A 20,531-nucleotide genomic window follows, 5' to 3' on the forward strand; every position below is an offset into this window, starting at 1 on the left:
TTTACGGGTAAAACTTGTTACGGCGATGATTTGATACGATATGGAAACCGGTTTCCATTTGTCGCAAAAGAAAGTGTGACAGGCATCATGCTCTGGCTGATAACGGGTGTTTAATTACGATTCAGCTCACTAAATTAAGCGGTAAAAATCATTATTGAGTAGAAATGGAAAATCGATTTCCATGAAAAAACGAAAACGCTATACTGCCTGTGGCGAAAAATTAAGCCGCCGTTTCGGTCAGTTTTCAGGGAGCCGTTTGGTTCTGTTAGGGGAAAATGATGTCTACTATCAACGATGTATCGCGACTGGCTGGCGTGTCTAAAGCCACCGTATCGCGCGTGTTGAGTGGGTCACGTGGGGTGAAAGAGGCCAGTCGGGCTGCGGTGTTAAAAGCGGTGGATGAACTGAATTATCGTCCAAACGTCATCGCCCAGTCACTACTGAATCAGTCTACGGGCTGTATCGGTGTTATTTGTGCGCAGGAAAATATCAATCAGACGACGGGTTACCTTTATGCGCTGGAGAAACATTTCAGTCAGCATCAAAAACACCTGTTACTTCGTTTCGCCAACACGAAAGCGGACGTGATGACCTGCCTCAGTGAGTTGACCTGTGGGTTATGTGATGACGTCTTAATTATCGGCGCGCGCTTTCCGTTAAACCTGCGTCAGCCAAACGTGATGCTGGTGGATTGTCTGGAATCCGGCGAAGAAGTGAACAGTATCCAGCGTGATCATGCTTTTGCAGCGGAAACGGCCTGTAACTATCTTATCAGTCAAAATCGTCGTCAAATTGCTCTGATTCATCCCGAGGGCATGGGCTTTGCCGATCAGGTTCTGCTGGGTTATAAACATGCCCTGGAAAAAAATTTCCTGCCTTTTAACCGCAATCTGGTCTTTATGGACACGTCATCTTCTTCAGTGGCGTTGCAGGAACTTCTGAACAATGCCTGCACGCTCAATTTCAATGCATTGCTGGTGGCCGATGAACAGCAGGCACAAAAAGTGATTCCTCAGTTGCAGGCGTTCAATAAGCAGGTGCCAAAAGACATTATGGTCTTTAGTCTGGCCGGCACGCTGGATCTGCCCGGTATCCCGACGATTCCGGCTATCTCATATTCAATGGATGCCATGGCCGCGCGTATTGTGAAGGCACTGAATCAACAGACGCAGAGCGTGTTACATTCCTCAGTAATGCGTGGCGATCTGGTTATTCCCGATTTTCGCCAGCGCTAAGCCACCGGGCCACGCTCAGTGGCCTGTTACTCGAGGCGCTGCTCCATCTGTTCGATAATGGCCAGCGCCAGCCCGGTTGCCGGGGCCAGATGCGATTGCAGAAAATGTACCTGCGTATGGGCCGCAATAAACGCCAGTTTGTTGGCCTGCGTCTGATTGAGCACGGCCTGGCAAAAGGTCGGGCTGACACTCCAGGGGCAGTCAATGATGATTGTGGCGGGATTCAGTAATAACATGATTTGGCTGAGCGCGATGCCCAGATAGTTGCCTGCCAACTGCATCACTTCATTCACGACATTCGGTGCGCTGTCACGACTGTGCCAGGTTAATCCCGGCTGACGCTGGGCAAGCTGTTGGTTAATGGCAGGTTTACTGATCATCGCCTCCAGACAACCCTGCCGATTACAGCTACAGCGAGGGCCATTTGGCTGGACGGTAAGGTGACCTGCTTCACCAGCGGTCCAGCTGTTACCGGTGAAAACCACGCCATGCTGCACCAGCGCGCCGCCAATGCCTTCCGCAATGCGCAAATAAAAATGCCCGCTTTCGGCGGGCAGATTGAGCTGTTGCACAGACAGCAGCGCAGCGGCCCTGACGTTATTCATAATCCGAATCGGCAAGGCGATCTGTTTGCGCAGATCACTGGCCAGGTCAACATTCTGCCAGCCCAGGTGGGTCGATAAATGCATCCAGCCTCGCCGTGAATCGACGACACCGGGAAACCCCAGCCCAATTCCCAGCAGCCCTGGCCAGGCTTCCATCAGTTTTTCGCACAGGGCGCCGATTTCAGCCAGGATCGGGCCAGGTTTACTGGTGTCCGTCCGTATTGTCTGTTCGGCAAGCGTTTGTGAAAAATAATCGCAGATCTGCCAGTGAATCAGGTTTTTTTCCACCATGATACCGGCACTGACCAGCTTTTCCGGGCGCAGGGTAATGTGAATTTTAGGACGGCCAGCCGAAGAAACGCTGGCTTTACCTAGTTCCTGAACCCAACCGTTTTCCAGCAGATCATCAATAATCTGCGAAACGGTATTTTTGCTGAGCGCCAGTACCTGCGCCAGATCCTGGCGCGATGTGATGCGCAGCTGACGCAGTTGAGCCATTACGCGCTTTTGATTATTCAGCCGCATCAATGCAGGCCCTTTGCCAGTTGCTCTCATGACGGCTTACCCCAGAGGTGCACAGCGGCGAGGGAACGCCCACCGCCAACGAAGTCTTTTTAGTTTGATGTCTAATGAAAACTTAGCATTGGGCAGAGAGGGCTGCCAAATAGCAATGTCCTCTGAATAAGGGGATTACGTCAGAAATGGGGGCCAGGCCACACGATCATGCAACTGGGGAGTAACCCTACCGCCCGCTTCAGCGGGCAGCAACATCAGTATTCGTCACCCCGGACGCGGCTGCGATAGCTTTCCCAGTCGAAGCGCACCCACAGGCTGTTACCTAAACGCATACGATCCATCACGCGTTCACCTAACAGGGCGTTCATGCCGGTGGGATCGAGATTGGTGAGCATCCCCGTCGGACGTTTAGATGACGAGCGGCGGTCAACAATCTGGTTAATAATCACTTTTTCGTAGCGCGATTCACTCTGCATACCAATCTCATCAATGACCAGCAAATCCACGCTGCTCAGATCCTGAATCAGTCGCTCTTCGGTGATATCACTGCTGCCGCTGAACGTTCCTTTCATGCTGGACATCAGATCCGCGACAGTCACGATAAGCACGCTCTTGCCACGCAAAATCAGATCGTTACCGATGGCGGCAGCCAGATGATTTTTCCCTGTGCCCGGCCGACCTGCAAAGACAAAACTGGCGATGTTTCCTTCAAAATTAGCAGCATACTGGCGCGCCTGCTCCAGGGCTTTGCGCTGACCTTCATTCTCGACGCGGTAGTTGTCGAATGAGCAGTTAATATGCAGATCACGAATCCCAGAACGCCCCATGATACGCTGCATTTTCATCGCGCGGTTTTCTCGCACAATCGCTTCTGAACGCAACCGCCCCTGTTCCTGGTTCCAGGCCAGCAACTCTTCACCATTGGTGAATTTGGGACGGGTTCCTGCTGGCATCATTCTTTTCAGACGGTTAAACAGATCGTTGGGCGTTTTCATTACTCACCTCGGAAACCATCGGGAATATCGTAGTCAGTACTGCTGATCTGCGTAATATCGCGACGCGGCTGTCCGCCATTGGCGGCGCGGTTCATCTGCAGGCTACGCGCCAGCTTCTGTTGCCACTGTACATGATGAAAAAGGCGGCCTTCGGCCTGCCAGTAAGCCACAAAGGCGGCCAGCTCTGCCGCCGTCACCGGCTCGCTGAGCGCGACGCCCCAGATTGCTGCCTGGCGGGTAAAGTCGGCGTCAGGCTGCCAGCCGTCATACATGGCAAACTTGCCGACGGGTTTATGCAGCGTAGCAGAAACATCGTCATACAGACTGTCATCCAGCGCCACATCACTGGGTTGCTGAGCGGCGGCTTCAAGGGCTAATAACTGTGCAAGACGCGCGGGAGTGAGGGCATACATCACCGGCGTGTAATTATCCAGCACCGCCAGCATGCCGTCTTCAGCCTGCTGTAAGGCGCTCTGCGGGTCCTGACGGAAAGCCTCCAGACCGATTAGCGTTGACGTTAAGATTTTGACTGACATGAAAAGACCTGCGGTTAACTTACACCCAACACCGGATCACCTGTCGCGGTGCAGAAGGGCATATTGTACCTTTTTTAAGGCGCGGGATCGCTGAAAAAGCGTTGCCGGCGATCTCCCCGGCGAGCGCCTGTTATGCAACCGTGGGGCGGACAGAGACTTGCGCGTTCACGGCCGGGTTTGCCACAGATAGCGCAGACCGGCCAGCCAACACAGGCTGTATCCCAGCAGCTCTATCCCTTCTTCGGCCATGTTTTTTACCCCGCGGTTGTAATGATCGGGCATCAGGTGTTGCCAGAGGGTGTTCATGCCAAACAGACGTGAGAAAACCAGCACAATCATCAGTCCGGTCGCCATCACGGGCCAACGGTTATGGTGCAGCAGGTTCGCCAGCGTACGGAGCGTCTGCCTGGGAGTACGCATGGCGACGGCGAAACTCGCCAGTGCGGTCGCCAGTGCAAACCACACCCAACTGCCGTGACGAACAAGATCGAAGAAGAAATCCAGCTCGCGGATAAGCATACAGCTGTAAAAACCGGCTATTAAGGTTAATCCACCGCACTGGTCGGGACGGTGTCGTGCGGCAATATAAAATGCGCCGGCGAGACTAACTAACAACAGTTCCTGTGTAGTTTCAGTAAAAGAGGCTTCGTGCAGCGCGTTATCCATCCACACCACATCCATATAGAGGGGGACAAGCATGAAGGTGATAAACAGGGAGGCAAAAAGGAATACCGTGATTTCACGGCCGATAAGAATGACTTCGTTGCGCATGGAATGACCTGAAAATGACTATCGTTATCATTGTATTCGCCTGGCGTGGGGCTGCCTTCGCTTTCAATGCTTTACAGATGTGGTGGTGACTATGGAAGCCGCCTCGCATTTTGTCATGTGGCGGGTTCAAATGGTGGCGGTTTCCCTCTACCATCGGTCAACAAACTGGCGCTTTATAAAGGAATACCATAATGCAACGATGCGGCTGGGTTACGCAGGATCCCCTCTATCTGGCTTACCATGACAATGAGTGGGGCCGTGCGCAGAGAGATAAACTGGCGCTGTTTGAAATGCTGTGTCTGGAAGGTCAACAGGCCGGGTTATCCTGGATTACGGTGCTGAAAAAGCGCGAGAATTACCGCGCGGCCTTTCACCAGTTTGATCCGCATGCGGTGGCATTGATGAACGATCAGGACGTTGTCCAACTTATGCAAAACAGCGGCGTCATTCGTCACCCGGGTAAAATTGCGGCGATTATAGCCAACGCCAGAGCGATGCTGGCGATGGAGGCGGAAGGGGAAGATTTTGCCCATTTCGTCTGGCAGTTCGTCGCTAACCAGCCAATTGTTCACCACTATGCGGATTACAAACAGAGCCCGACCACCTCTCCGCAGGCTATAGCACTCTCTAAAGCATTAAAGACGCGTGGTTTCAAATTCATCGGTCCGACAATTTGCTACTCCTTTATGCAAGCCTGCGGCCTGATTAACGATCACCAAACCAACTGCTTTTGCCATCCTGATAACATTTAACACCGCTCCTTTACAAAATAAGACATTGTCTCAGGATTTCCCTCACTTTTACGCGGCATAATCAGGGCCAGTAAGGGGCCGGGGCGCTCCGATTAGAGAAACCCAAGGGACACATAATGCAGAAAAAATTGATTGCCATCTCGTTATTAATCAGCGGTAGCCTGGTGATATCCGGTTGTACCACGAATCCCTATACCGGCGAGTCGCAGGCCGGAAAATCCGGCGTGGGGGCGGGTCTTGGTGCATTAGTCGGCGCCGGTGTGGGCGTGCTTTCATCCTCGAAGAAAGATCGGGGTAAAGGGGCACTCATCGGTGCCGCCAGCGGCGCAGCCTTAGGCGGCGGTGTGGGGTATTACATGGATGTTCAGGAAGCAAAACTGCGCGATAAAATGAAGGGTACGGGCGTCAGTGTGACGCGCCAGGGCGACAATATTGTGTTGAATATGCCAAACAATGTGACCTTCGATTCCAGCAGCAGCAGTCTGAAGCCAGCCGGTGCCAATACCCTGACCGGCGTCGCAATGGTACTAAAAGAGTATCCGAAAACGGCCGTAAACGTGGTGGGGCATACGGATAGTACGGGGTCGCGCGCATTGAATATGCGCCTGTCACAGCAGCGCGCAGAAAGCGTGGCCAGCGCCTTGATCGTACAGGGCGTGGCGGCTGACCGTCTGCATACGCAGGGTGTCGGCCCCGACAGCCCCATTGCGACCAACAGTACTGAAGCAGGCAAAGCCCAAAACCGCCGGGTTGAAATTACGCTGAGCCCGTTAAATTGATCATTTCGCCCCCTGTCACCGGGGGCGAAAGACATGCTACTGTCAGTTATTCGACAATTTTTAGACAATAAACTCGGTAAGGTTTCCAGTTGGTGCCTGTACACAGTGCCAGTTAACGCTTTATGCCAGCATGGTTCAAATTGAACAATGGATAACGCATCATGTCACTTAAAGCCATTGCGTCAGTCCTGGGGCTCTCAGTAACCACCGTGAGTCGCGCCCTGAATGGGTATGAGGATGTAGCAAAACACACACGTCAGCGCGTGGAAGAAGAAGCCCGGCGACGTGGCTACCGTCCTAATGTAGCTGCCCGGCGTTTAAAAACCGGACGCGCTAACGCGGTCGGCGTCGTCTACCCGATGAGCGCCCCACCCCTCAGCGATATCCATTTCAATAAGATATTACTGGCGCTGGACCAGCGTCTTTCCCACTATGATATCGACCTGCTGTTGCTGACGGATAAACCCTGTGACGGACAGCGTTCACTGATGCGTATGCTACGCAGTCGCGTGGTCGATGCGCTAATCATCACGCACACCTTGCCGCAGGACGAACGCCTGCGCTGCCTACAGCAGAAGGGCTTTAATTTTCTCTCGCTGGGGCGCACTGATGCACAGCAAAATCATGCCTGGTTTGATGTCGATAACGCCGCAGGTTCCGCGCTGGCGGTAAAACACTGCCTGACCCAGGGCATGCAGCGCATCGCCTTTCTCGGGGGAAACGAACGCTGTACGTTTGTTCGCGATCGCCGTCAGGGCTACCTGAACGCCCTGGATTCCGTACCACCTTATGCCACTGCGGCGGTTGCTCCCTCGCGCCGCGCAGGGTATCAACAAGTCTCCGCCTGGCTGGCTGAAGGGCTACAACCTCAGGCCATTATTACTGATAGCAGTACGCTGGCCGAAGGCGCGTTAATGGCGCTTCAGCAGGCAGGACGACTGCAGGGTAAGGATGCCATCACTTTGATGGCCTGGGATGGACTCCCGGTTGATGCCATCATTGATTTTCCGGTTATTGCGATTCGTCAGGCCAGTGAGCAGGAGAGAGGCGAACAGCTTGCGACCATGGTGATGCAGTTACTGGACGGCGCACCGCTGGCCCAGCTACAGGTCTTGTGGCAACCCAGTCTGCAACTGCCCGCACAGCGCTAACGTGTTTGTCATGCCGGACGCCTGTGGTAGTCTCGCGGCATGCGTAATTTGCGGAATATTCTATGAAAATCAGGCCTTCTCGCGCCACTATTAGCGATGTTGCCCGCGCGGCAAAAACCGGGAAAACCAGCGTCTCGCGTTATCTTAACGGCGAACAGCATCTGCTTTCTCCCGACTTAAAAGCGCGCATTGAACAGGCAATTAGCGATCTTAACTATCGGCCAAGCCAGATGGCGCGCGGGCTTAAACGGGGGCGAACCCGGCTAATCGGGTTAATCATTGCCGATATCACCAATCCCTATTCCGTGGACGTTATGTGCGGCATTGAAGCGGCCTGTCGTGCCTGCGGCTTTACATTGCTTATGTGTAACACCAACAATGAAGTCGATCTTGAACAGCATTATTTGCAGTTGCTGAGTAGCTATCAGGTTGAAGGCATTGTCGTTAACGCGGTAGGTATGCATGAAAAGGTACTGAGCCGGCTGCAGCAATCTTTGCTGCCGATGGTGCTGATTGACCGAAAAATCCCCGATTTTCCCTGTGATGTGGTGGGCCTGAATAATGCTGAAGCGGCAGAAACGGCCACCGATCACTTAATTGATAACGGTTATGAGGCGCTGCTGTTTTTGAGTGAACCGTTAGGCAGCGTGAATACCCGTCGTGAGCGCCTGCAGGCGTTTCGCCAGCGTCTGGCTGCGCATCCGGCCATCCTCCATGAAAATGCAGAAGTCTCGCTGCATCAGCCCGATGTGATGGATACCGTCTTGCGTGACTTCTGTCAGCGTCATGCAGACAGGCGTTGCGCAGTTATGGTGGCAAACGGTGCGCTGACCTTACAGGTGGCCCGTTCCCTTCAGCGTCTAAATCTGCACTGGGGAAGCGACATGGGTTTATTGGGGTTTGATGAGCTGGAGTGGGCGGCGTTGGCAGGTGTCGGGATTACCACGCTTAAACAGCCCACCTGGCAGATTGGCTACCATGCGCTGGAGCGCCTGATTTCGCGTATTGAAGGCCACGATCATCCTCCCTGTGAGCAGGTTTTCTCGGGTGAGCTGATTGTCCGGGGATCAAGCCAGCGTCTTCGCTAATTTTCAGATTGTTCCCTTCACTTACGTGCTCGCTTCGTGAGCACGATCATAATTCCGCATTTTGCTACTTTGCTTTGGAACCGGTTCCATTTAACGTTTTTATAACGTTAATACCGATTTTCCCCCTCAGGAGTCCGCAATGGAGCCCGAAATTATCGTCGTCACGGCGGCTTATGGACATCAACAGATTGCTGCGCTGGGCGGACAAAGGGCGCTCTTACCGATCATTCAGCAGGCTGGTGCGGACGGTGTGGAAATCCGTCGCGAATTGTTCGATGACACGACTTTCGATGACCTGCCCGCGCTGGCGCTGGCCATTGATCAGCACCGGCTGCGCGCCAGCTATTCTGTACCCGATACCTTGTTCAGTGAGGACGGTAAGCTGAACCCTTTGCTGACGCGTTATTTTACCGAAGCTCGTCAACTAAACGCGCAGAGACTAAAGGTGGCGCTGGGCAATTTTACGGGGGCTCTGTACAGCGAAACACTGCGCATGCTGATTGCGGAATATGGCGTGCCGCTGACCGTGGAAAATGACCAGACAGTGCACGGCAAACTGCAACCGATGCTGCGCTTTTTTAACGCTGCCCGTGAGGCGGCATTGCCGATTGGCATGACTTTCGATATGGGGAACTGGCACTGGACAGGCGAAAACCCGGAGCAGGCCGCAGTCCTGCTGACCGACCAGGTGGGTTACGTGCACGTCAAAGCAGCGGTGCCGCAGGGGAAAAGCTATCGAGCTATTGCGCTCGACGATGCCGGACCGGGCTGGCAAGACCTGTTGCATCGGCTACCGGCGAGAGCCCCTCGCGGTATTGAATTTCCGCTGGAAGGCGACAATCTGATTGCGGTTACGCGCCATTATGTGACGCTGCTGCGTAATGTCTGAGGAGTAAAAATGACGACTCATCCTAACGGTACGCTTGATGTCATCACGATCGGCGAAGCCATGGCCATGTTTGTCGCCCGCGAAACGGGTGATTTGGCTGCAGTAGAAACATTTATCAAACGCGCCGCAGGTGCAGAACTGAATGTCGCCATCGGTCTGGCACGCCTCGGGCTGAAAGTAGGCTGGGTGAGCCGTATTGGACAGGACGCGTTTGGTCGTTTTATTTGTCAGGTGCTGGATAAAGAAAATATCGACCATCGTCAGGTGACCGTCGATCCGCGCTATCCCACGGGCTTTCAGCTTAAATCTAAAGTGGATGATGGTTCCGATCCGCTCGTGGAATATTTCCGCAAAGGCTCCGCTGCCAGTCATCTGTCACCCGAGGATTTTGACCACGATTATTTTGGCTCTGCACGCCATTTGCATCTGAGCGGCGTGGCGGCAGCAATATCAGACAGTTCGCTTGAGCTGACCAGGCATGCTGCGAAAGAGATGCGGGCGCGGGGTAAAACAATTTCCTTTGATCCTAATCTGCGTCCGGTGCTGTGGCGCAGCGAAGAGGAAATGCGTAAGCAGCTCAATCTGTTAGCGGAATACGCAGACTGGGTACTGCCCGGTGAAAAAGAGGGTTACATCTTAACCGGCTATCGCCAACCGCAGGATATTGCCGATTTTTATCTCGATAAAGGGGTAAAAGCGGTGGTGATTAAAACCGGCGGCGAGGGCGCCTGGTATAAGACAGCCGGGGGGGAGCAGGGCCAGGTGGCGGCAATCAAAGTTGATCAGGTTGTGGACACGGTCGGGGCCGGAGATGGGTTTGCCGTGGGAGTCATAAGTGCATTGCTGGAAGGGAAACCACTGATAGAGGCGATTGGCCGGGGGAACAAAATTGGTTCACTGGCGATTCAGGTGAGTGGTGACAGCGAAGGTTTGCCGACGCGTCAGCAATTAGGTGATGTGTAGCCCGGCCCGCAAACAGAAACAGAGGAGTTCCCGATGAAAACGCAGATTATCGCGCCTAAACGCTGGTGGTTCATTATGCCCATCGTGTTTATCACCTACAGTCTTGCCTATCTGGATCGGGCAAATTTTAGCTTCGCATCGGCTTTGTTGAATAAATCGAACTTTTGCTGAGTTGCAGGATCAGATCGGCTTTGTTGAATAAATGAATTTTATGCTGTGGTACTATGAAAACGGTTGTTTCAGATAACATAAAATCAATGCGTTACATGCTTGCGTATGACGGTGTTCTGTCTGGCATCAGCGTTTTCTACCAAAACAGTGCAGACAAAACAGAATGATTACCTATTATTCAACAAAGCCGTCAAAATGCTGAGTATGGGTGTGTTACAACTTTCAGTATTGGGAAAAGTCCTGCAGGCCGATACCTATAATCTGCTGGCGGTCGTCATTACAGGCTTGATGGTTATTGACACTCTGGCCGATCGTGGTTTTTCCAATACGTTGATTCGATATGCACCGCTGCCAGTAAAAACGCTGTCCGTGCTTTACTGGGGCAATATATTCATGGGCCTGGTCATTTTTTCTGCCCTTTTTACTTGCGGTCTTATGCTTGAACATATGTTTGGGCTACCCGAGGTGGCCAGGATTGTTGAAATCGCATCGGTCATCTTTATTATTATTCCTCAGGGCCAGTCTTATCGCGCCCTGATGCAGCGTGAAAAGCAATTCTCTGATATCGCTTTTTGCGAGATCGCCTCTGTATTTGTCGGCCTGATCATTACACTATTGACCCTATGGCTGGCGCCTTCCGTTTTATGTGCTTTATGGGGCTATCTGGCAATGGCATCAGTGAGAATGCTGACGTATTGCTTTTATGGTCGTAAATGGTTTCGACCCGACTATGACTTCAACCTGAAAGCGTTCTTTCAGCTTCATATGAAGCACTGACAAACCGCTACTGGCTGGAAGCAGCCCGACGGTAAAAGCAGGAAAACGTGCTGTTAACCGGTACGTTTTCCTTAATAAAACCCACCACTTTTCATTTCAGACACCTTCTGTGTGCGTTGTTGTCCTCTTTATCCTTATTCTCACCTTACTTCCCCCCGCATTTAGCCCACGGACAGGTCCCCATGCTCTGCTTTGCGTGGTTTGCTTTCTCTGTCTGTCACCACATAATGTCGCCGACGGGCAAGGGTTCAACGTTGTAAACAGGCTGGCGTTGGCTTTGTTGAATAAATGGATTTTATGCTGTGGTACTATGAAAACGGTTGTTTCAGATAACATAAAATCAATGCATTACATGCTTGCGTATGACGGTGTTCTGTCTGGCATCAGCGTTTTCTACCAAAACAGTGCAGACAAAACAGAATGATTACCTATTATTCAACAAAGCCGCTGGCGTCATATCGGCGAAAAATTCGCATCACGACGTTTTTTAATTCGTCTCCGTGTAAAAACCGATACAGCCTTTTGATAATAAAGGCATTACTCTTGCCCGCATAATTTTTACTAATACTTTAACTCTTAATAACAGAAAAACTCAGTCGCGCCGTTTTTGTCAGTGGCGTAGCCTTGCCGCCGTCTTCCTGGAGCCTGCTATGTTACTTACTGTTCTTTATATTATTGGGATCACCGCCGAGGCGATGACGGGTGCGCTTGCCGCAGGTCGCCGTAAAATGGATCTGTTCGGCGTCATTATCATTGCTTCCGTTACCGCGATAGGCGGAGGCTCCGTGCGCGATATATTGCTGGGGCACTATCCGCTTGGCTGGGTCAAACATCCTGAGTACATCATGATCGTGGCCGCTGCTGCTGTAGTAACGACTTTTTTGGCACCGCTAATGACGCACCTGCGCAAGGTGTTTCTGGTATTGGATGCGCTGGGCCTGGTGGTATTTTCGATTATTGGCGCGCAGGTGGCGCTGGACTCAGGCCACGCCATGATCATCGCCGCAATCAGCGCCGTGATCACAGGCGTCTTTGGCGGCGTTTTACGCGATATGTTTTGTAACCGCATCCCACTGGTATTCCAAAAAGAGCTGTACGCCGGCATCGCTTTTGCAGCGGGCTGGATGTATATCCTGCTCCTGAAAACGCCGCTGCCACATGAAGCAGTGGTGATTATCACCTTACTCTTCGGCTTCTTTGCGCGTCTGCTGGCGCTGAGATTCCGTCTCGGGCTGCCCATCTTCAATTACCCTCATCCTGAGCATTGATGAAGAAGGAATGCCCTGCTGCTGCAAAAAGTGGATTAACGCTCTGAGCCCGGCATCCTGAAACTGCGACGTAATCTGCTCTGCCCGGCGTGCGCCAACGCCCGGCAGAGATTGCCAGGCCTGTTTATCACGGGCAAGAACACTCTCCCAGTCGCCGTCGGCTAATGACAGTAGCGCCTTTTGTGGCAACGCCACCCCTAACGCGCTAACCCAGCGGCGCAAAGGCTGTTGACGGGTCAAACTGAATTGATGCCAGATTTGCTGCGCCCTTTCGGGTGAAATACTCGCTGCTGTCGCGATCTGTTCGGGGGTTAAGGCCAGCCACGCAAACAGATGTGTAATCAAACCCGTTTCCAGTAACCGTTGCCAGGTGCTGCGTTGCACACCCGCAATATTCAGCACCGATTTTTGACTCAACCAACTGAGGCGCGCCAGTAACTGACGATGGCACTGCGGTGCCAAAATATAACAACTCAGCGACGTGAAACGATCCGTCTGAGGCGGCTCAGGATAGTCACGTTGCGCAACGCGCCAGATAACGCGATCCAGACGTGGAATGCCTTGTCCGGCAAGGCTGCCCGTCACCTGGTCGCCCGCAATAATGTCCCGCTCTCGCCAGCGTTTTAGTGAGCCGATGCTGACTCGCCGGACGATTTTGTCATCCAGTTGAACGGGTTGCAGGTTGAGTACGACCGCGATTTTTCCCGTTCGCCCGATTGAGAAATCAACGGAACGGACCTCAGTGCTGACCTCAGGAGGCGGGTATTTCCAGGCGACAGCCCACTCGCCTTCACCGGGCCGCCAGTGTTTGCCTGCAGGCCGGGCCGTCTGATGCACAACAATGCCATCGGTTACAAAAGGCAGTGGCGCGTGAAACCAGCGCTCGCGCCATTCAGCCGCGTCCTCTTCATCCTGAACAGGCTGACTCCATTGACGGGCAAGGCTAAACCCCCAATCCGATAAACGCGTCAGTCTTTCCCGCATGGCATCTGGTCCGTCAGGCCATCCCCAGATAAAAATGCCCAGTTGTGTCAAAAGCGGTGTGGCGTCATTACGCAACATTGCGCCTGCGACCAGAGCCCTGGCATTCTTCCCGCCGTCAACCGCCTGGTGATGACCGGTCATCTGCAAAAAGAGTTCGCCCTGTAAAACCACGGGCTTTGTTGAATAATAGGTAATCATTCTGTTTTGTCTGCACTGTTTTGGTAGAAAACGCTGATGCCAGACAGAACACCGTCATACGCAAGCATGTAACGCATTGATTTTATGTTATCTGAAACAACCGTTTTCATAGTACCACAGCATAAAATCCATTTATTCAACAAAGCCAAAACCACGCTCTCTTCATCGCTGTCAATCTCCAGCGGAATAGCAGGGATCAGCCTGGCTTTTTCGACCCACTCCTCACCGTGTAAACCGTCGCCACGACTGATGAATGACACCAGTTTCCCGTGCCGATAGACCAGCGAAACGGCCACGCCATCGACTTTGGGCTGCACCCAGAGATCCCGGCGTGGCTGCATCCAGTAGCCTAAAGCACGCTTATCCCGAACCTTTTTAACACCAGTATGCGCAACGGGATGCCAGCGCGTGCCATTGTTGGGCAACACCGGTACATCCTCTTTCTCACCCGTCCTGAAGCAACGTTGCCAGTGATTGAGCCGCGTCTGCAGGCTATCGTAGTCGGCATCGGTAACGGACGAATGACCTTGCTGATAATACGCCGCGTCCCACTGCCGGAGCTGTTGTTTTAAATGGTCAATCTCCTTTGCCGCGCGACCCGGCGTCCAGGCCGGGCACAGCGCCCCAAACGCGGAAAATGTGCTGGCTGTTATGAGCAGCCCGGCGACTAAGCATCCTTTCATCCCTGACCTCCTGATGTTTAGGATATTCAACCGCCAAAACAGCCGGTTCAGCCAGCCCCGCTTCCCGGTTCTGGAACGCCTCCTGGAAAATGAATACCTCTTTACAGCCTGCGAAACAGTGGTTGCGGCGCACCCCGTATAAACTTTTCGTAATGAGGGCGGTGCAAACGCTGCGTGGCGCGGGGAAGCCGTGTATACTGTGCAGGAAATCGACTCCGCAATTAATCAATTCAAGAACATCATGGCCCAAGGTACGCTCTATATTGTTTCTGCTCCTAGCGGCGCAGGAAAATCCAGCCTTATTCAGGCACTGTTAAAAACGCAGCCGCTGTACGATACGCAAGTGTCTGTTTCGCACACCACTCGCGGCATGCGCCCCGGTGAAGCGCACGGTGAGCATTACTTCTTTGTGCAAAAGCATGAGTTTGAAAAAATGATTGCGGAAGATGCTTTCCTTGAACACGCGAAAGTTTTCGATAACTACTACGGCACGTCGCGCAAGGCGATCGAACAGGTGCTGGCAACTGGCGTCGATGTTTTCCTTGATATTGACTGGCAGGGCGCACAGCAAATTCGCGCTAAAATGCCCGACGCGCGCAGTATATTTGTCCTGCCTCCTTCTAAAGAAGAGCTGGATCGTCGCCTGCGCGGCCGCGGTCAGGACAGCGAAGAGGTGATTGCCCGTCGTATGGCACAAGCCGTGGCCGAAATGAGCCACTATGGCGAATACGATTATTTAATTGTGAATGATGATTTTGATCTGGCGTTATCCGATCTGAAGACCATTATTCGTGCAGAACGTCTGCGCATGGCCCGCCAGAAAGCGCGCCATGATGCTTTAATCAGCAAACTGTTGGCAGTCTGAACCCAGTTTCAGTATGATGCCGAGTCATTTCTTCATCTGTGGAGTAGCACACCTATGGCACGCGTAACCGTTCAGGACGCAGTAGAAAAAGTTGGTAATCGTTTTGACCTGGTGTTGGTCGCTGCACGTCGTGCACGTCAGATGCAGGTAGGCGGCAAAGATCCGCTGGTTCCGGAAGAGAACGATAAACCGACCGTTATCGCATTGCGCGAAATCGAAGAAGGTCTGGTCACCAATCAGATTTTAGATGTGCGTGATCGTCAGGAGCAGCAAGAGCAGGAAGCCGCTGAGTTACAGGCCGTTACCGCTATCGCTGAAGGTCGTCGTTAACCGCGAACTGCAGGTCAACCTTGTATCTGTTTGAAAGTCTCAATCAACTGATTGAACAATACTTGCCTGAGGACCAGATCAAGCGCCTCAAGCAAGCCTATCTCGTATCACGTGATGCCCACGAGGGACAGACACGCTCCAGCGGTGAGCCTTACATTACCCATCCTGTTGCGGTGGCGTGCATTCTGGCGGAAATGAAGCTCGACCATGAAACCCTCATGGCCGCGCTTTTGCACGACGTCATTGAAGATACGCCAGCGACCTATCAGGACATGGAACAACTGTTTGGCAAAAGCGTAGCTGAACTGGTTGAAGGCGTTTCGAAGCTGGATAAGCTGAAATTCCGTGATAAAAAAGAGGCGCAGGCAGAAAACTTCCGCAAGATGATTATGGCGATGGTGCAGGACATCCGCGTTATTCTCATCAAGCTGGCTGACCGCACCCACAACATGCGTACGCTCGGGTCCTTACGCCCTGATAAACGTCGTCGCATCGCGCTGGAAACGCTGGAAATATACAGCCCACTGGCGCACCGCCTGGGTATTCATCACCTTAAAACGGAACTGGAAGAGCTGGGTTTTGAAGCGCTCTATCCGAACCGTTTTCGGGTAATTAAAGAGGTCGTGAAAGCGGCCCGCGGCAACCGTAAAGAGATGATTCAAAAAATCCTCTCTGAAATCGACGGTCGTTTGCAGGAAGCCGGTATTCCCTGCCGGGTAAGTGGTCGCGAAAAGCACCTTTACTCGATTTACCGCAAAATGACGCTGAAAGAGCAGCGTTTTCACTCGATCATGGATATCTATGCCTTTCGCGTCATTGTGAAAGATCTGGATACCTGTTATCGCGTACTGGGCCAGATGCACAGCTTATATAAGCCGCGTCCGGGCCGGGTCAAAGATTACATTGCTATCCCCAAGGCTAACGGCTATCAATCGCTGCATACCTCTATGATCGGGCCACATGGCGTGCCGGTTGAGGTGCAAATCCGTACCGAAGATATGGATCAGATGGCCGAAATGGGGGTGGCGGCACACTGGGCCTATAAACAGGCCGGTGAAAGCGGCACAACCGCACAGGTGCGTGCGCAACGCTGGCTGCAAAGCCTGCTGGAGCTGCAACAAAGTGCCGGTAGCTCATTTGAATTCATCGAAAGCGTCAAATCCGATCTCTTCCCGGATGAAATCTATGTCTTTACACCGGAAGGCCGCATCGTCGAGCTGCCTACCGGGGCAACGCCTGTCGATTTTGCCTACGCGGTCCATACCGATATCGGTCATGCCTGCGTTGGCGCGCGCGTTGATCGCCAGCCTTATCCGCTGTCACAGCCGCTTACCAGCGGCCAGACCATCGAGATCATCACAGCGCCTGGTGCGCGTCCTAACGCGGCCTGGCTCAACTTTGTCGTCAGTTCCAAAGCCCGCGCGAAGATTCGTCAGTTGCTGAAAAACCTGAAGCGCGAAGACTCGGTAAATCTGGGGCGTCGCCTGCTCAGCCATGCGTTGGGTGGCAGTCGTAAACTGGCGGAGGTGCCAGCCGAAAACATCAAGCAGGAGCTTGATCGGATGAAGCTGACCTCACTGGACGATCTGTTAGCCGAAATCGGCCTGGGTAATGCCATGAGCGTGGTCGTCGCCAAGAACCTGTTGCAGACCGACACCAGCGCGCTCAACAACAAAAAACAAGGCAAGCTGCCGATTAAAGGGGCAGACGGCGTCCTCATTACTTTTGCAAAATGCTGCCGCCCCATTCCAGGCGATCCTATCGTTGCCCACGTCAGCCCGGGCAAGGGCCTGGTCGTTCACCATGAGTCCTGTCGCAATATTCGTGGCTACCAAAAAGAGCCCGAAAAATTCATGCCTGTGGAGTGGGATAAAGTTACAGAGCAGGAGTTTGTCGCAGAGATAAAGGTGGATATGTTTAACCACCAGGGCGCACTGGCCAACCTGACGGCCGCCATCAATACGGCGGGCTCAAATATTCAGAGCCTGAATACGGAAGAACGCGATGGCCGTGTTTACAGTGCTTTTATTCGTCTGACCGCACGCGATCGCGTCCACCTGGCCAATATCATGCGTAAAATCCGTGTGATGCCGGATGTGATTAAAGTTCACCGCAACCGTAACTAGTGCATGAATCCTCAACGTTTTGCCCGAATTCAGGAAATGCTGGCCTTGCGCCAGCACGACCTTACCGTCTGCATGGAGCAGGTACATAAGCCGCACAATGTTTCTGCTGTCATTCGCACCGCGGATGCTGTCGGTATCCATGAAGTCCATGCCGTATGGCCAGGCCAACGCATGCGAACGCAGGCCTCAGCCTCGGCTGGCAGCAACAGTTGGGTAAACGTAGTAACGCACCGCTCAATCAGCGACGCGATTAGCCACCTCAAAACGCAAGACATGCAGATACTGGCGACGAACCTGTCGGCGGATGCTGTGGATTTTCGTGAGATTGACTACACCAAACCTACCTGCATTTTGATGGGTCAGGAAAAAACGGGCATTACCGATGAAGCCCTGGCGCTGGCCGACCACCATATCATTATCCCGATGGTGGGTATGGTACAATCGCTTAACGTTTCCGTTGCCTCTGCCCTGATTCTGTATGAAGCCCAGCGCCAGCGGCAGAATGCTGGCATGTACCGTCGTCAGTCCAGCCTCCTGGCAGAGAAAGAGCAACAGCGTCTGCTGTTTGAGGGCGGCTATCCCGTTCTGGCGCGCGTGGCAAAACATAAGCGGATGCCTTATCCCCATATTAACGCGCAGGGTGACATTGAAGCCGATGAGAGTTGGTGGGCCGCCATGCAGTCAACGGGCAGACGTCAGAAATGAAAGGCCGTCTGCTGGATGCCATCCCGCTCAGTACCCTGACCGGCGTCGGCGCCAGTCAGGCAGCAAAGCTGGCTAAAATCGGCCTGCACACCATTCAGGATTTACTGCTTCACCTTCCTCTGCGTTATGAAGATCGTACGCAGTTATATGCCATTAACGACCTGTTGCCCGGCATTTGGGCGACAGTGGAAGGCGAAGTCCTGCATACCGATATCACCTTTGGCCGTCGGCGCATGATGGTCTGTCAGATCGGGGATGGCAGTGGCGTTTTAACGCTGCGCTTTTTCAACTTCAATGCCGGCATGAAAAACAGCCTCGCACCGGGCCGACGTGTCACCGCTTACGGCGAAATCAAACGCGGTCAGCGCGGCGCAGAAATCATCCATCCGGAATACCGCGTACAGGGCGAGCACAGCCATGTCACGCTGGAAGAAACGCTGACGCCCGTTTATTCCACGACCGAGGGCATTCGTCAGGCGACCCTGCGCAGCCTGACCGATCAGGCTTTAACCCTGCTGGATAGCTGTGCCATCACAGAACTTTTGCCGCAGGCGTTAAGCGGCGGGCTGTTAAGCCTGCCTGAAGCCCTTCGCACGCTGCACCGCCCGCCGCCGGACCTCAAACTCAGCGAGCTCGAGAGTGGGCAGCATCCCGCACAGCGCAGGCTGATTCTGGAAGAACTGCTGGCGCATAACCTCAGTATGCTGGCCGTCAGGGCCGGCGCACAGCGCCATTACGCCCTGCCGATGCCTGCCCGGCATATATTAAGTGACCGGTTACTGGCCGCCCTGCCGTTTTCACCCACGGCAGCCCAAAAACGCGTTGTCGCAGAGATCGAAAAAGACTTAGCGAATGACTTCCCCATGCTGCGCCTGGTACAGGGAGACGTCGGTTCAGGTAAAACCCTGGTTGCCGCGCTCGCCGCGCTGAACGTTATCGCCCACGGTAAGCAGGTGGCCCTGATGGCACCTACAGAGTTACTGGCTGAGCAACACGCCAATAATTTTCGCCAGTGGCTGGCACCGCTTGGCCTTGAGGTCGGCTGGCTGGCGGGCAAACAAAAGGGCAAAGCGCGACAGGCCCAGCAAGAGGCGATTGCCAGCGGGCAGGTTGCGATGGTGGTCGGCACGCATGCCCTGTTCCAGGAGCAGGTGAAGTTTAACGGGCTGGCGCTGGTCATCATTGATGAGCAACACCGCTTTGGCGTGCATCAGCGACTGGCGTTATGGGAAAAAGGGGAAGAGCAGGGTTTTCATCCCCACCAGCTCATCATGACAGCGACGCCGATCCCGCGCACGCTGGCCATGACCGCCTACGCCGATCTTGATACCTCAACCATTGATGAGCTGCCGCCAGGCAGAACACCGGTGACCACCGTAGCGATCCCTGACAGTCGTCGTAATGAGATCATTGAGCGTGTGCAAAAGGCCTGTCACGAGGGCCGTCAGGCTTACTGGGTCTGTACGTTAATTGAAGAGTCAGACCTGCTGGAAGCTCAGGCTGCGGAAGCCACATGGGAAGAACTCAAAGTGGCGCTGCCTGATTTGCAGGTCGGGCTGGTTCATGGCCGTATGAAGCCAGCGGAGAAGCTGGCGGTCATGCAGGCTTTCAAAGCCAACGAAATCCAGCTGTTAGTTGCCACAACCGTCATTGAAGTCGGTGTGGACGTGCCGAACGCCAGCCTGATGATTATTGAAAATCCGGAACGACTTGGCCTGGCGCAACTGCACCAGCTACGTGGTCGCGTAGGACGCGGCGCGGTCGCCTCTCATTGTGTTCTGCTGTACAAAGCGCCGTTGAGCAAGACGGCCCAGAAGCGTTTGCAGGTGTTGCGTGACAGCAATGACGGTTTCGTGATTGCTCAGCATGATTTAGAGATTCGTGGTCCGGGGGAGCTACTGGGAACACGCCAGACCGGTAATGCGGAGTTTAAAGTTGCCGATCTGCTGCGCGATCAGGCCATGATCCCTGAAGTCCAGCGCGTCGCTCGTCATATTCACGAACATTATCCTGAGCAGGCGCAGGCGCTGATTGAGCGTTGGCTGCCCGAAACCGGCCGCTACAGCAACGCCTGACCTTTTTTTGCAACCGTGAGCAAACGTTTGCTTTTGATCCGGGGACGATTACAATCGCCTCACTTTTTT

The 20,531-nt window shown here is 53.5% G+C and carries 19 protein-coding genes and 2 pseudogenes; 15 read left to right on the forward strand and 6 right to left on the reverse strand.

Annotated features, from left to right (window positions below; genetic code table 11):
- Positions 1 to 278: 278 nt before the first annotated feature.
- Complete coding sequence (locus F7Q90_RS04315; protein WP_006121361.1) at positions 279 to 1,235, forward strand: LacI family DNA-binding transcriptional regulator; 957 nt, start codon at positions 279 to 281, stop codon at positions 1,233 to 1,235.
- Positions 1,236 to 1,261: 26 nt separating this feature from the next.
- Here the strand turns inward: F7Q90_RS04315 and F7Q90_RS04320 are convergent, their stop codons facing one another.
- The 4 genes from F7Q90_RS04320 to F7Q90_RS04335 form a co-directional block, all read right to left on the reverse strand.
- The gene (locus tag F7Q90_RS04320; RefSeq protein ID WP_006121360.1) at positions 1,262 to 2,395 is read right to left on the reverse strand and encodes an ROK family transcriptional regulator; all 1,134 of its coding nucleotides are present in this window, start codon (positions 2,393 to 2,395) and stop codon (positions 1,262 to 1,264) included.
- A 215-nt stretch (positions 2,396 to 2,610) separates the two neighbouring features.
- A complete protein-coding gene (dnaC, locus tag F7Q90_RS04325) occupies positions 2,611 to 3,351 on the reverse strand; it encodes a DNA replication protein DnaC (RefSeq protein ID WP_006121359.1) in 741 nt (246 codons plus the stop codon).
- On the reverse strand, positions 3,351 to 3,887 hold the full coding sequence (gene dnaT, locus F7Q90_RS04330) for a primosomal protein DnaT (RefSeq protein WP_006121358.1): 537 nt from the start codon (positions 3,885 to 3,887) through the stop codon (positions 3,351 to 3,353). Before dnaT ends, dnaC begins: the two co-directional genes overlap by 1 nt.
- A gap of 165 nt (positions 3,888 to 4,052) precedes the next feature.
- The gene (locus tag F7Q90_RS04335; RefSeq protein WP_006121357.1) at positions 4,053 to 4,658 is read right to left on the reverse strand and encodes a hypothetical protein; all 606 of its coding nucleotides are present in this window, start codon (positions 4,656 to 4,658) and stop codon (positions 4,053 to 4,055) included.
- Between the two features lie 191 nt (positions 4,659 to 4,849).
- Between F7Q90_RS04335 and F7Q90_RS04340 the strand changes: the two genes are divergently transcribed.
- From F7Q90_RS04340 to F7Q90_RS04380, 9 genes are all read left to right on the forward strand, one after another.
- Positions 4,850 to 5,410: a DNA-3-methyladenine glycosylase I gene (locus F7Q90_RS04340; protein ID WP_006121356.1), complete on the forward strand. Its 561-nt coding sequence runs from the start codon at positions 4,850 to 4,852 to the stop codon at positions 5,408 to 5,410.
- 116 nt (positions 5,411 to 5,526) lie between these two features.
- Positions 5,527 to 6,189, forward strand: coding sequence for an OmpA family lipoprotein (locus tag F7Q90_RS04345; RefSeq protein ID WP_006121355.1), 663 nt, complete (start codon positions 5,527 to 5,529; stop codon positions 6,187 to 6,189).
- 161 nt (positions 6,190 to 6,350) lie between these two features.
- Complete coding sequence (locus tag F7Q90_RS04350) at positions 6,351 to 7,340, forward strand: LacI family DNA-binding transcriptional regulator (RefSeq protein ID WP_006121354.1); 990 nt, start codon at positions 6,351 to 6,353, stop codon at positions 7,338 to 7,340.
- A 62-nt stretch (positions 7,341 to 7,402) separates the two neighbouring features.
- On the forward strand, positions 7,403 to 8,428 hold the full coding sequence (locus tag F7Q90_RS04355) for a LacI family DNA-binding transcriptional regulator (RefSeq protein ID WP_006121353.1): 1,026 nt from the start codon (positions 7,403 to 7,405) through the stop codon (positions 8,426 to 8,428).
- Between the two features lie 139 nt (positions 8,429 to 8,567).
- Positions 8,568 to 9,317 carry a sugar phosphate isomerase/epimerase family protein gene (locus F7Q90_RS04360; protein ID WP_006121352.1) on the forward strand — a complete coding sequence of 250 codons (750 nt, stop codon included), beginning with the start codon at positions 8,568 to 8,570 and terminating at the stop codon, positions 9,315 to 9,317.
- Between the two features lie 9 nt (positions 9,318 to 9,326).
- Positions 9,327 to 10,280 carry a sugar kinase gene (locus F7Q90_RS04365; protein ID WP_006121351.1) on the forward strand — a complete coding sequence of 318 codons (954 nt, stop codon included), beginning with the start codon at positions 9,327 to 9,329 and terminating at the stop codon, positions 10,278 to 10,280.
- A gap of 33 nt (positions 10,281 to 10,313) precedes the next feature.
- The gene (locus F7Q90_RS04370) at positions 10,314 to 10,451 is read left to right on the forward strand and encodes a hypothetical protein (protein WP_156879128.1); all 138 of its coding nucleotides are present in this window, start codon (positions 10,314 to 10,316) and stop codon (positions 10,449 to 10,451) included.
- Positions 10,452 to 10,646: 195 nt separating this feature from the next.
- Positions 10,647 to 11,228, forward strand: a complete 582-nt coding sequence (locus F7Q90_RS04375; RefSeq protein ID WP_052310153.1) for an oligosaccharide flippase family protein — start codon at positions 10,647 to 10,649, stop codon at positions 11,226 to 11,228.
- A gap of 650 nt (positions 11,229 to 11,878) precedes the next feature.
- The gene (locus F7Q90_RS04380) at positions 11,879 to 12,496 is read left to right on the forward strand and encodes a trimeric intracellular cation channel family protein (RefSeq protein ID WP_006121350.1); all 618 of its coding nucleotides are present in this window, start codon (positions 11,879 to 11,881) and stop codon (positions 12,494 to 12,496) included.
- Here F7Q90_RS04380 and ligB (F7Q90_RS04385) read toward each other — a convergent pair.
- Positions 12,410 to 13,651: pseudogene (gene ligB, locus F7Q90_RS04385) on the reverse strand (NAD-dependent DNA ligase LigB); the annotation flags it as partial. The gene F7Q90_RS04380 and the pseudogene ligB (F7Q90_RS04385) sit on opposite strands and share 87 nt — an antisense overlap.
- A gap of 188 nt (positions 13,652 to 13,839) precedes the next feature.
- Positions 13,840 to 14,361: pseudogene (gene ligB / locus F7Q90_RS04390) on the reverse strand (NAD-dependent DNA ligase LigB); the annotation flags it as partial.
- Between the two features lie 241 nt (positions 14,362 to 14,602).
- On the opposite strand from ligB (F7Q90_RS04390), the gene gmk reads away from it, so the two are divergent.
- The 5 genes from gmk to recG are packed head-to-tail and all read left to right on the forward strand — an operon-like array spanning position 14,603 to position 20,462.
- Positions 14,603 to 15,226, forward strand: a complete 624-nt coding sequence (gene gmk, locus F7Q90_RS04395; protein WP_006121348.1) for a guanylate kinase — start codon at positions 14,603 to 14,605, stop codon at positions 15,224 to 15,226.
- A 54-nt stretch (positions 15,227 to 15,280) separates the two neighbouring features.
- Complete coding sequence (gene rpoZ, locus F7Q90_RS04400; RefSeq protein WP_003851346.1) at positions 15,281 to 15,556, forward strand: DNA-directed RNA polymerase subunit omega; 276 nt, start codon at positions 15,281 to 15,283, stop codon at positions 15,554 to 15,556.
- A 20-nt stretch (positions 15,557 to 15,576) separates the two neighbouring features.
- Positions 15,577 to 17,682: a bifunctional GTP diphosphokinase/guanosine-3',5'-bis pyrophosphate 3'-pyrophosphohydrolase gene (gene spoT / locus F7Q90_RS04405; protein WP_006121343.1), complete on the forward strand. Its 2,106-nt coding sequence runs from the start codon at positions 15,577 to 15,579 to the stop codon at positions 17,680 to 17,682.
- Positions 17,683 to 17,685: 3 nt separating this feature from the next.
- Positions 17,686 to 18,387: a tRNA (guanosine(18)-2'-O)-methyltransferase TrmH gene (trmH, locus tag F7Q90_RS04410; RefSeq protein WP_006121342.1), complete on the forward strand. Its 702-nt coding sequence runs from the start codon at positions 17,686 to 17,688 to the stop codon at positions 18,385 to 18,387.
- Positions 18,384 to 20,462, forward strand: a complete 2,079-nt coding sequence (gene recG / locus F7Q90_RS04415; RefSeq protein WP_006121341.1) for an ATP-dependent DNA helicase RecG — start codon at positions 18,384 to 18,386, stop codon at positions 20,460 to 20,462. Before trmH ends, recG begins: the two co-directional genes overlap by 4 nt.
- Positions 20,463 to 20,531 lie beyond the last annotated feature (69 nt).

Source organism: Pantoea stewartii subsp. stewartii, from assembly GCF_008801695.1.
Classification (GTDB): Bacteria; Pseudomonadota; Gammaproteobacteria; order Enterobacterales; family Enterobacteriaceae; genus Pantoea; species Pantoea stewartii.

What these genes read in the sequence shown, in the direction of transcription:
- F7Q90_RS04315 (WP_006121361.1), top strand. Translation starts at nt 279, where the DNA reads ATGTCTACTATCAACGATGTATCGCGACTGGCTGGCGTGTCTAAAGCC.
- F7Q90_RS04320 (WP_006121360.1), bottom strand. Translation starts at nt 2,395, where the DNA reads ATGAGAGCAACTGGCAAAGGGCCTGCATTGATGCGGCTGAATAATCAA.
- dnaC (WP_006121359.1), bottom strand. Translation starts at nt 3,351, where the DNA reads ATGAAAACGCCCAACGATCTGTTTAACCGTCTGAAAAGAATGATGCCA.
- dnaT (WP_006121358.1), bottom strand. Translation starts at nt 3,887, where the DNA reads ATGTCAGTCAAAATCTTAACGTCAACGCTAATCGGTCTGGAGGCTTTC.
- F7Q90_RS04335 (WP_006121357.1), bottom strand. Translation starts at nt 4,658, where the DNA reads ATGCGCAACGAAGTCATTCTTATCGGCCGTGAAATCACGGTATTCCTT.
- F7Q90_RS04340 (WP_006121356.1), top strand. Translation starts at nt 4,850, where the DNA reads ATGCAACGATGCGGCTGGGTTACGCAGGATCCCCTCTATCTGGCTTAC.
- F7Q90_RS04345 (WP_006121355.1), top strand. Translation starts at nt 5,527, where the DNA reads ATGCAGAAAAAATTGATTGCCATCTCGTTATTAATCAGCGGTAGCCTG.
- F7Q90_RS04350 (WP_006121354.1), top strand. Translation starts at nt 6,351, where the DNA reads ATGTCACTTAAAGCCATTGCGTCAGTCCTGGGGCTCTCAGTAACCACC.
- F7Q90_RS04355 (WP_006121353.1), top strand. Translation starts at nt 7,403, where the DNA reads ATGAAAATCAGGCCTTCTCGCGCCACTATTAGCGATGTTGCCCGCGCG.
- F7Q90_RS04360 (WP_006121352.1), top strand. Translation starts at nt 8,568, where the DNA reads ATGGAGCCCGAAATTATCGTCGTCACGGCGGCTTATGGACATCAACAG.
- F7Q90_RS04365 (WP_006121351.1), top strand. Translation starts at nt 9,327, where the DNA reads ATGACGACTCATCCTAACGGTACGCTTGATGTCATCACGATCGGCGAA.
- F7Q90_RS04370 (WP_156879128.1), top strand. Translation starts at nt 10,314, where the DNA reads ATGAAAACGCAGATTATCGCGCCTAAACGCTGGTGGTTCATTATGCCC.
- F7Q90_RS04375 (WP_052310153.1), top strand. Translation starts at nt 10,647, where the DNA reads ATGCTGAGTATGGGTGTGTTACAACTTTCAGTATTGGGAAAAGTCCTG.
- F7Q90_RS04380 (WP_006121350.1), top strand. Translation starts at nt 11,879, where the DNA reads ATGTTACTTACTGTTCTTTATATTATTGGGATCACCGCCGAGGCGATG.
- gmk (WP_006121348.1), top strand. Translation starts at nt 14,603, where the DNA reads ATGGCCCAAGGTACGCTCTATATTGTTTCTGCTCCTAGCGGCGCAGGA.
- rpoZ (WP_003851346.1), top strand. Translation starts at nt 15,281, where the DNA reads ATGGCACGCGTAACCGTTCAGGACGCAGTAGAAAAAGTTGGTAATCGT.
- trmH (WP_006121342.1), top strand. Translation starts at nt 17,686, where the DNA reads ATGAATCCTCAACGTTTTGCCCGAATTCAGGAAATGCTGGCCTTGCGC.
- recG (WP_006121341.1), top strand. Translation starts at nt 18,384, where the DNA reads ATGAAAGGCCGTCTGCTGGATGCCATCCCGCTCAGTACCCTGACCGGC.